The sequence below is a fragment of the Aeromonas sp. QDB14 genome, assembly GCF_027707845.1.
GTDB classification, from domain to species: Bacteria; Pseudomonadota; Gammaproteobacteria; order Enterobacterales; family Aeromonadaceae; genus Aeromonas; species Aeromonas caviae.
Genome location: NZ_JAPCJD010000015.1, coordinates 66,307 through 75,203 on the forward strand (window position 1 = coordinate 66,307; position 8,897 = coordinate 75,203).

The following is an 8,897-nucleotide window of genomic DNA, read 5'->3' on the forward strand; positions in this document are numbered from 1 at the left end:
GGAAAATCAAGATGATGGATGTGGCTGATCTGCGTCGCGAATACACCAGGGGTGGACTGCACCGGGCCGATCTGCCGGCCGAGCCCCTCACCCTGTTCGAGAAGTGGCTGGCCCAGGCGTGCGAGGCCAAACTGACCGATCCCTCCGCCATGGTGGTGGGCACCGTGGATGCCGATGGCCAGCCCTGGCAGCGCACCGTGCTGCTCAAGCACTACGATGCCGACGGCATGGTGTTCTACACCAACATGGGCAGCCGCAAGGCGCATCAGCTGGAGGGCAACCCCCGTATCAGCCTGCTTTTCCCCTGGCACACCCTGGACAGACAGGTGCACGTGACCGGCCGGGTGGAGAAGATGAGCACCTTCGAGGTGATGAAGTATTTCCACAGCCGTCCCAAGGACAGCCAGATCGCCGCCTGGGTCTCCAAACAGTCGACCCGCATCTCGGCCCGTGGCGTGCTGGAGGCCAAGTTCCTCGAACTCAAGCAGAAGTTTGCCAATGGCGAGGTGCCGCTGCCGAGCTTCTGGGGTGGTTTCCGGGTGCGCATCGACACCGTCGAGTTCTGGCAGGGCGGGGAGCATCGTCTGCACGATCGCTTCTATTACACCCGCGAGGGGGACGGCTGGCACATCGAGCGCCTGGCGCCCTGATGAACATCGCCCGGCTCAAGAACTTCACCGAGATAGTGAAGAACAACTTCAACATCTCGGCGACGGCGGAGAAGCTCTATACCTCCCAGCCGACCCTCAGCAAGCAGATGAAGATGCTGGAAGAGGAGCTGGGGCTGGCGCTGTTTACCCGCAAGGGCAAGAACCTGGCGGGCCTGACCCCCATGGGGGAGCAGGTGATGGAGCTGGCCAGGGGAGTGGTGGCCCAGGTGGAGCAGATTGGTCAGCTTTCCCTCGGGGATCAGCTGGCCACCAGCGGGGTGCTGCGCATCGCCACCACCCACACCATGACCCGCTACAAGCTGCCGGCGGTCATTACCGAATTCTCCCGCCGCTACCCCGAGGTGAGCATCCAGCTGCATCAGGGAGCCCCTGCCCAACTGGCGCAGATGGCGCAAAACGGGGATGTGGAGATGGCCATCGCCACCGAGTCCATGCACCTGTTCGACGAGCTGGCGACCGTGCCCTGCTATCGCTGGGGGCGCAGCGTGGTGGTGCCCCACGGCCATCCGCTGCTGGACTGCCAGCCGCTGGCCATGGCGGATCTGGCCCGGTATCCCCTCATCACCTATGTGTTCGGTTTCACCGGCCGCTCCAAGATGGACAAGGCGTTCGGACGCCATGGCCTCAGCCCCCGCATCGTGCTGACGGCCACCGACAGCGACATCATCAAGCACTATGTGCGCCTGGGGATGGGAGTCGGGGTGATCGCCACCTCGGCGTTCGACGAAGGGGACAGGGAGAGCCTGGTCTGCCTCAACATCGATCATCTGATCGCCTCGAGCGTGGCCCATGTGTGCCTGCGCAGGCACGCCCACCTGCGGGACTACATGTACGACTTCATCCACCTCTATGCCCCCCATGTGAGCCGGGAGACGGTGCAGCTGGCGCTGCTCAACCAGGGAACGCCCGCCCCGTCTGCGACTCTGCCCTGGCTCTGACGCCGAGACATAAAAAAGAGAGGCCGTCGGCCTCTCTTTGCATTGCTATCCCCTTGTACTGATCCCTCAGGCGGCTCGGGTCGCCAGATTGACGAAGATCTGGGCTCCCACCAGCAGGCAGTCGTCGTCCAGGTAATAGGGGTTCGCGTGCAGGTAGTTGCAGATCCCCTTGGCCTGATTGCCGCTGCCGAGGAAGAACATGGCCCCCATGCGGCTTGGCGTGGCGTTGATCATGTAGCTGAAGTCCTCGCTGCCGGTCATGGGCTGGCCCTTTGCGTTGATCCCGTCGCTGGACAACACATTCGAGGCGGCTTGTTGCAGGCGCTCGCAGGCCTGGGGGTGGTTCTCCACTGCCGGGTAGCCGGCATGGACCATGGTGGTCTTGAAGCCGCGCAGCTCGCTCTGGGCGATGATGTCCCTGAAGCTGTTTTTCAGGATCTGGTCGGTTTCGGCGTCCATGGCGCGGATGGTGCCACGGGCCTGCACATGATCGGCGATGGCGTTGGGAATGGTGCCGCCGTTGATCATGCCGCAACCAAAGACCGCCGGGCTGAACGGGCTGGTGCGCTTGGCGACGATGTAGTCCATGTCCTCGATGATCCGTACCGCCTCCCGGATGGCATCCAGCCCCTTGTGGGGGGTGGAGCCGTGGGCGGAGATGCCGTGCACATCGAGCGTCCAGGCAGACCCCCAGGAGGACATGACCCCCTGGTTGAACTTGATGGTGCCCGTCTCCATGGCGCCGTCGTTGTGCAGGGCATAGACCTCGTCCACCCCCTTCATGCAGCCAAGCTCCACCATCTTTTCGGCACCGGGGACGCGCATGTCCTCTTCCGCCATCTGGAAGATGAAGCGGACGTTGTACCGCAGGCGATCGCGGTTGGCGGCCAGAAACCTGGCGGCGGTCAGAGCGATCGCCATGTGGGAGTCGTGGCCGCAGTTGTGGGCCATCCCCTCATGGGTGGATTTGAACGCCACCTCGCTCATGTCGTGCATCTCCAGGCCATCCATGTCGGCACGAAAGGCAATGGTGGGCAGGGCGGGGTCGACCGCCAGATCCCCGTGAAAACCGGTGAAACCGGGATACAGGGTGATCCTGTAGCCGAACTCTTCCATCAACCCACGGCAGTAGGCAGAGGTCTTGAACTCGGCCCCGGAGTATTCCGGGATGCGGTGCAGGTGGTGGCGCACTTCGTAGCTGAAGTCGCGCAGGGCCAACAGGTCAGGTTCGATATGGTAGTGGTTCATCAGATGATCCCTTGAATGGAGAAACCGAGCTGGGCAACCAGGGAGGCGCCAAAGAAGCAGCAGGTGGAGACGATCATGAAGATGAGGATCACCTTCCACGACATCTTCTTGAGCTCCTCCAGTTGACCGCCCACCGAGAGGCCGGCGAAGGCCAGGAGCGGCACGCAGCAGGAGAGGAAGGAGATCTTGGCCACGGCATCGATGAAGAGGCCGCGCACCGGGGTCTCGGGCAGGCAGATGAGAATGCCGATGATGGTGGCATAGGCAAAGGCTGGCAGGGAGGAGGGCAGATAGCGCTTGGTCACCAGGGAGGCGAACACCACCAGGGACATGGCGACGAAGCTGTCCCCCATCTGCCACAGCGGCAGGCCCGAGGTCAGGGTCTGGGTGAACATGGCCAGCAGGATCGCCAGGAAGACGAAGCGCATATCCATCACGATGCTTTTCATGCTTTCTCTCCTTTGGCGGTCAGGGCATAGATTTTTTCAGCGAGCGGCAGACCCAGATAGGTGAGGGAGAGCGCTCCCAGGGCCGACGAGAGCAGGTTCGAGGCGGCGGCGATGCTGAGCACCTGCTGGGCCATCGCCTCATCAAGGCCGTTGATGAGGGCACCGGAGGCGGCGCTCAGCATGGAGCCGGATCCCACGCCGGAACCGGCGGCCAGGGCCAGGGGGTGCAGCCCCGTGAGGGGGGCAATGCTGCCGAGCACGCTGAACCAGAGGGTGCCGATGACGGAGCCGCACAGGTAGATGGCGAGCACGCCGATGTACTCCTGGGAGCCGGTGCCGAACTTGCCCTGGATCACCGCGACCGAGGGTTCACGGCTGATGGAGGAGCAGGCCCCGATGGCGCGGCGGCCAAAGCCGAACTTCACCGCCAGCGGAATGGCGATGAGGATGGGCAGGAGGTTGCCTATCTCTTGCAGGAAGAGCGGTACACCGACGCTCAGGATCATCTTGAGGTTGGGGATGATCATCCCCGCATACTGGGTCCCGAGGATCAGCAGGCTGAAACCCACCATCTTGCCGCAGAAGCCCTCTTCTCGCTCGGTGAAGAGTCTCTTCCAGCCGGGGATGCGATCCTTGACGGGCTTGGCGGAGACGATCATGCCGATGATGACGGCAAAGAGCATGGGCAGGATGGGGATGATGGCGATGCCGAGTCTGATCTCCTGCTTCCCGATGAGGGATTGGGCCACGAAGATCAGCAGGGCGGTCGCCAGGGTACTGACTACTACCGTTTTGAGTGGGCTGGTTGGCTGCATAGTGTGTTCTCTTGTTATCCGTTGTCCTTCATGGGCGTCTTTGGTCGCGCCATGATGGGGGCATGATAGGAAGCGAGGAGGGGAAGGAATGTGACCGCCATCAAGTCAGCCATATGGCATTTTTTCATGGGGTATGCCGTTTAACCATGGTAAACATATGGTTTAACAACTCACTGGTAGCTGCTTATGCTGCCTCAGACAGGAGTGTGGTGCCGCCCGGGCACCCGGTGCCTGATACGGGGGGGGGATGTGGGGGAAGGAATGGATCTGTTGATCGAGGGTGCGCTCTGGCGCCCCTCCTGGCAAGCGGCGTTGCAAGCCTGGCAGCACCAGGGAAACCGCTGGTGGCTGCTGCTTGGCAAAGGGGAGGTGAGGGAGATGGCACCCTGGTCGGTCAGCCCGCCAGATGGCATTCTCCTTGCCCGCGACCTGCTTGCCGCCTGGCTGGGGGAGGCCGCCTCCCCGCTGATGGTGACACAGCCGGACCGGCAGATCCTGATCGCTGCCTCCGGCTCCCTGCTGACCCTGGCCAGAGAGAGCGGCCTGCTCACCCTGGGGCCCGCGGGGGCGGATCATCGCCTCGGTGCCGATGACGACCTCGGGGTTGCCCTGCAACGCCTGCTTGCCCGCCGCCTGATGATCCCGGTGCTGCGCGAGCCTGGCGGGCAGGACGCGCTGGTGCTGCGCCCCCTGCTGCCCGGCGATGAGAGCGCCATCCTGCGTTATTGTTCGGATGCGGCGCTCGCCCGCTATACCCTCAACATCCCCCACCCCTATTCGCCGGAGGCGGCGCGGGACTGGCTTGCCCTGAGTGGGCGCAAGGCTGCTCTCGGGCTGGGATGCACCTGGGCCCTGACTCTGCCCCAGGGGCGTGGAGACGAGCCCGCTCCCCTGGTCGGCACCCTCTCCCTGCACTGGCACGGGGAGCTGGCATGGTGGGTCGGTGTGCCCTGGCAGAACAGGGGGCTGGCCACCCGGGCCGCGAGCCTGGTCAGGGCGTTTGCCTTCGAGCAGTGGCACCTGCCTGCCCTCACCGCCCGCCACATGCCGGGCAACCTCGCCTCAGGCCGGGTGATGGAAAAGACTGGCATGCACCATGACGGGCGTCGGCCAGATCCGGCCGATGGCGCCCTCGAGCTCGATCACTGGCGGCTGGATCGCCCGGCGCGCCTGACGGATGCACGCAAAGAGGCGCTGGCCCCCTGGCTGGATGACGAGGAGGTGGTCGTGGCCATACTGCACGGTGAGGGGGTGGCACTTTTCATGGCGGGGGAGGCGACAGGGGGCGAGCAGACACTCAGCGGGCTGACGGTGCGGCGCTATCCCCAGGCCATGCTGGCGCCAGAGGCGCCCGGGGTGCAGGCCCATGGTGGTGGCGCCCTGCTCAAGGAGTGCGGGGATCTGGGCCTCGCCTATCTGCGGCGATTGCGACAGCCTGACGACGGACGCTGATGGCTTGCCCAGGGGCGGTCATCGCGAAGCCTGGTGCGGGGTCTGTCAGGCGTTTTCCTGAGTCCGTCCTCCCATTTTCAGACAAAGGCAGTGAAGTGGTGCCCCACTTCTGTGGAATAATGGCCGCCCTGCTGTACGAGGAGTAACGCTGTATGTTGAGAACCGAGCGTCCCGGCGACATGCTGCCAGTCTATGAGCTGGTGAGTGCCGCCTTTGGTCGTCCCGACGAGGCCGAACTGGTCAACCGCCTGCGAGAATGTGGGGCCGCCGTGGTCACCATGGTCGAGGAGGAAGAGTACGAGTTCATGGGGCACCTGATGCTGAGCCCGATCACCATTGAGGGACAGGAAGGGCCCTGGTTGGGACTGGCACCCGTGGCCGTGCATCCCGACTGGCAGGGACAGGGCATTGGCTCGGATCTGGTGCGGGAAGGGCTGGACACGGCACTGGAGATGGACTGGAAGGCGGTGGTGGTACTCGGGGATCCCGCCTACTACGCCCGTTTCGGCTTTCGGCCTGCCAGCGACTTCGGCCTGCACTGCATCTACGAGGTGCCGACGGAGTGTTTCATGGCGATGGAGTTGCAACCCGGCGGGCTCGACGGGGTAAGGGGCGAGGTGCTCTATCACCCCCTGTTCGATGAAGAGCCGGTGGAGTGACCGCCTGCCCATCCATGAAAAAGGACCCTGAGCGGGTCCTTTTTCGTGCCATGCCCATCGCTTGAATGGACGTCACTGGGCCAGGGATTTCAGCTGCTGCTTGCCCGGCGGGTTGTTCCAGTCGATGGGGCCGTGGGTGAAACGGTACTGAAGCCTTGGCAGACTCAGTTCCAGCCACTCCTCCCGGAAGTAGGCATAACCCTGGTCCCAGTCTGGATCCTGCGCCCAGCCGGTCTGCAGGAAGTGGAGCCGGGTGCCTTGGCCCTCCGGCACGAAGCGCAGGCTGACCTGGGTCTTCTGCTGACGAATGTGGGGAAACTGGGGAGGGAAATTCCAGCTGAAGCTGAGCAGATCATGGGGCATGACCGCCATCACCCGGCACCCTTCGCTGCCACGCTCGCCGAGGGGAGCATCGGGTCTGAAATAGATCTCGAACGGCCCGTTGGGTTCCGGGACCATGAGGCACTCCGGCGCCAGAAAACTGCGCAGCCCGCTCTCCGTGGTCCAGGCCCGCCAGACATCGTCAATGTGGGCGGGTACCAGAATACTGCCTTCAATTTGCTTGTTATCCATAAATCAGTGAACCTCAAACCAGTCATGGACGGGACCTCGGCAGTATAGCCTCTGAGGCGATAAAATAGGCAGCCCTGTGTCACACGGTTACGTATTCAAGAGGGTCCACATTGCCGATTTGACAGCACGGCGGGATCCATCGAGAGTGGGAAGCGACAAGCACGCAACGCAAGGATGGTGTCATGATCAGAATGATGACGGAAGCTGATGAGCCCATGCTGGCGCAGCTCTTCCTCAAGGGAAGGCGCCAGGCCTTCCATTGGGTTGATCCCGCCCTGTTCCGGCTCGAGGATTTTGCCGAGCAGACCCGGGGCGAGGAGATCTGGGTGGCGGAGAAAGGGGGCAGCCCGTGCGGATTCGTCTCCATCTGGGGGGCCGAGAGCTTCGTGCATCATCTCTACGTGGTGGCGGACTGGCACGGGCAGGGCATGGGGCGGGCCTTGCTTGCCGCCGGCTTGGCCGGGTACCCCTCCCCGGCCTCCCTCAAGGTGGCCATGCGCAACACCACGGCGATGGCTTTCTATCATCGCCTGGGCTGGGAGAACACCGAAGAGACGGGTCATTGCGACATCACGGGCCCCTGGCGCAGGCTGGTGTTGACGCCCGATGCCGCAGGGGAATAAGCCGCTGGCAGACTGCGGCAACCGCACCGCACATTGATCTCCAGCCCTGGCAGGGCATAAAAAAGCCACTTCGCGGGAAGTGGCTCTTCAACACATCCGGGGGAGGGCAGACCTTCCCTCGCTCAACCGATGATCACAGGGCCGCCACGGCCTCTCTTACCAGGGCGGCCAGCTCTCCCCACCTGCTGCCCTCGTCGATGAGCTTGGCCGGCATCATCCAGGTGCCGCCGCAGGCGATCACGGCATTCAGCCCCAGATACTCCTTCAGATTGGCCGGCGTCACGCCGCCGGTGGGCATGAAGCGCACCGGATAGACGGCGCCCAGGGCCTTGAGCATGGCGGTGCCGCCAGACTGCTCGGCCGGGAAGAACTTGAGGTGGCGCAGCCCCATCTCCATGGCCTGCTCCACCAGGCTGGGGTTGTTGACCCCGGGGATGATGGTGACGTCCTTGTCCAGGCAGTACTGCACCGTGGTCGGGTTGAAGCCGGGGCTGACGATGAAGTCGGCGTCCGCCGCAACGGCCGCATCCACCTGCTCGCGGTTGAGCACGGTGCCGGCCCCGATCAGCAGATCCGGGTAGGCCGCGCGCATCTGGCGGATGGCCTCTGCGGCGGCGTCGGTGACATCGGCCCCTTGCAGGCGTGCGGCGAGATAACCGGCGCTGAAGGAGTCGCCCGCCGCCGTGGTGTCGATCACCTGTTCGGCGGACAACCGCAGGGCGGCGATTTCGATTCGCTGCGCTGCCGTGACCACCAGGCAAGGCTCAGAGCCGCGCCTGACGACGATCTCGCCCACCCCGAAGCCCTGGCTCCCTGGCTGCATTGCGAGCGCAACCCCTACTGGCGCAAGCTCCACGAGCATATCGACGACAAGGCCATCTCCAGCTGGTGCGACGATCACGACCAGATCCTCAAGGCCCTGATGCGCAAGGATCCGCAGGCGGCCAAGCTGGCCATGTGGCAGCACCTGGAGAACACCAAGCAGATGCTCTTCCAGGCCACCATCTTCGATGACGAAATGGAGGATGACCGCTACCTCTTCTCCGAAAATCCCGTCGTTCATCTGACCCAGCCTTCCACTGCCAACGGCTAGTGGAAGATTCTCGGGGGCGAACCCTCGAGGTTGTTTCAACCCCATGGAGGCGCTGGGCTGATGGCGTGGCCCACAGCGCCCGGGCAAATTGCTGCTTCACTCGCCGGTTTTTGCTGGCGACGCCACCTGGAGCTGGCCCATGTCAAATGCAGCCACCCCCCGCAGAGCCTTTGGCCTCAGGTCTGGTCATGCACTGTGCTCTTGGGGCGGTTACATCCTCTGAAAGCCAGAAAAAGGATACAAAAAGGGCCACTTCTTGCGAAGTGGCCCTTTCCAAACGTTTGGTGGGCTGGGGGATGTTCGCGAATTCAACTTCGAAGTGCGACACTCGCCTATGCCGCCTGACAGTACTCTTCGAATACCTTGACAGGCTGCC

Annotated in this window: 11 protein-coding genes; 6 read left to right on the top strand and 5 right to left on the bottom strand. The window is 63.6% G+C overall.

Annotated features, from left to right (window positions below; all coding sequences use genetic code 11):
• The first annotated feature begins 11 nt into the window (after positions 1-11).
• Both pdxH and PG887_RS07435 read left to right on the top strand, forming a co-directional pair.
• Positions 12-650, top strand: coding sequence for a pyridoxamine 5'-phosphate oxidase (gene pdxH, locus PG887_RS07430; RefSeq protein WP_270821413.1), 639 nt, complete (start codon positions 12-14; stop codon positions 648-650).
• Complete coding sequence (locus tag PG887_RS07435) at positions 650-1,609, top strand: LysR substrate-binding domain-containing protein (protein ID WP_104455544.1); 960 nt, start codon at positions 650-652, stop codon at positions 1,607-1,609. Before pdxH ends, PG887_RS07435 begins: the two co-directional genes overlap by 1 nt.
• Before the next feature lie 66 nt (positions 1,610-1,675).
• On the opposite strand, the gene PG887_RS07440 is transcribed toward PG887_RS07435, so the two are convergent.
• From PG887_RS07440 to PG887_RS07450, 3 genes are read right to left on the bottom strand one after another with little or no spacing between them, the layout of a single operon-like run.
• Positions 1,676-2,857 carry a M20 metallopeptidase family protein gene (locus tag PG887_RS07440; RefSeq protein ID WP_104455545.1) on the bottom strand — a complete coding sequence of 394 codons (1,182 nt, stop codon included), beginning with the start codon at positions 2,855-2,857 and terminating at the stop codon, positions 1,676-1,678.
• Entirely contained in the window at positions 2,857-3,306 is a 450-nt protein-coding gene (locus tag PG887_RS07445) for a hypothetical protein (protein WP_042016367.1), read from the bottom strand. The genes PG887_RS07440 and PG887_RS07445 overlap by 1 nt, the downstream gene beginning before the upstream one ends.
• Positions 3,303-4,121: a DUF3100 domain-containing protein gene (locus PG887_RS07450; protein WP_010673963.1), complete on the bottom strand. Its 819-nt coding sequence runs from the start codon at positions 4,119-4,121 to the stop codon at positions 3,303-3,305. Before PG887_RS07450 ends, PG887_RS07445 begins: the two co-directional genes overlap by 4 nt.
• Positions 4,122-4,382: 261 nt before the next feature.
• Here PG887_RS07450 and PG887_RS07455 point away from each other — a divergent pair, with 261 nt between their 5' ends.
• The gene (locus tag PG887_RS07455) at positions 4,383-5,573 is read left to right on the top strand and encodes a GNAT family N-acetyltransferase (protein WP_270821414.1); all 1,191 of its coding nucleotides are present in this window, start codon (positions 4,383-4,385) and stop codon (positions 5,571-5,573) included.
• Positions 5,574-5,725: 152 nt separating this feature from the next.
• On the top strand, positions 5,726-6,232 hold the full coding sequence (locus PG887_RS07460) for a GNAT family N-acetyltransferase (RefSeq protein ID WP_010673966.1): 507 nt from the start codon (positions 5,726-5,728) through the stop codon (positions 6,230-6,232).
• Between the two features lie 72 nt (positions 6,233-6,304).
• On the opposite strand, the gene PG887_RS07465 is transcribed toward PG887_RS07460, so the two are convergent.
• On the bottom strand, positions 6,305-6,805 hold the full coding sequence (locus PG887_RS07465; RefSeq protein ID WP_010673967.1) for an SRPBCC family protein: 501 nt from the start codon (positions 6,803-6,805) through the stop codon (positions 6,305-6,307).
• A 182-nt stretch (positions 6,806-6,987) separates the two neighbouring features.
• Between PG887_RS07465 and PG887_RS07470 the strand changes: the two genes are divergently transcribed.
• Positions 6,988-7,428, top strand: a complete 441-nt coding sequence (locus PG887_RS07470; RefSeq protein WP_042880882.1) for a GNAT family N-acetyltransferase — start codon at positions 6,988-6,990, stop codon at positions 7,426-7,428.
• A 133-nt stretch (positions 7,429-7,561) separates the two neighbouring features.
• On the opposite strand, the gene eda is transcribed toward PG887_RS07470, so the two are convergent.
• Positions 7,562-8,290: a bifunctional 4-hydroxy-2-oxoglutarate aldolase/2-dehydro-3-deoxy-phosphogluconate aldolase gene (gene eda / locus PG887_RS07475; protein ID WP_333563758.1), complete on the bottom strand. Its 729-nt coding sequence runs from the start codon at positions 8,288-8,290 to the stop codon at positions 7,562-7,564.
• A 15-nt stretch (positions 8,291-8,305) separates the two neighbouring features.
• Between eda and PG887_RS07480 the strand changes: the two genes are divergently transcribed.
• Complete coding sequence (locus tag PG887_RS07480; RefSeq protein WP_235712607.1) at positions 8,306-8,521, top strand: FCD domain-containing protein; 216 nt, start codon at positions 8,306-8,308, stop codon at positions 8,519-8,521.
• Positions 8,522-8,897 lie beyond the last annotated feature (376 nt).

Bases quoted from the DNA above. Each gene is read 5' to 3' on its own strand.
- pdxH (WP_270821413.1), top strand. From the start codon at position 12: ATGATGGATGTGGCTGATCTGCGTCGCGAATACACCAGGGGTGGACTG.
- PG887_RS07435 (WP_104455544.1), top strand. From the start codon at position 650: ATGAACATCGCCCGGCTCAAGAACTTCACCGAGATAGTGAAGAACAAC.
- PG887_RS07440 (WP_104455545.1), bottom strand. From the start codon at position 2,857: ATGAACCACTACCATATCGAACCTGACCTGTTGGCCCTGCGCGACTTC.
- PG887_RS07445 (WP_042016367.1), bottom strand. From the start codon at position 3,306: ATGAAAAGCATCGTGATGGATATGCGCTTCGTCTTCCTGGCGATCCTG.
- PG887_RS07450 (WP_010673963.1), bottom strand. From the start codon at position 4,121: ATGCAGCCAACCAGCCCACTCAAAACGGTAGTAGTCAGTACCCTGGCG.
- PG887_RS07455 (WP_270821414.1), top strand. From the start codon at position 4,383: ATGGATCTGTTGATCGAGGGTGCGCTCTGGCGCCCCTCCTGGCAAGCG.
- PG887_RS07460 (WP_010673966.1), top strand. From the start codon at position 5,726: ATGTTGAGAACCGAGCGTCCCGGCGACATGCTGCCAGTCTATGAGCTG.
- PG887_RS07465 (WP_010673967.1), bottom strand. From the start codon at position 6,805: ATGGATAACAAGCAAATTGAAGGCAGTATTCTGGTACCCGCCCACATT.
- PG887_RS07470 (WP_042880882.1), top strand. From the start codon at position 6,988: ATGATCAGAATGATGACGGAAGCTGATGAGCCCATGCTGGCGCAGCTC.
- eda (WP_333563758.1), bottom strand. From the start codon at position 8,290: ATGCTCGTGGAGCTTGCGCCAGTAGGGGTTGCGCTCGCAATGCAGCCA.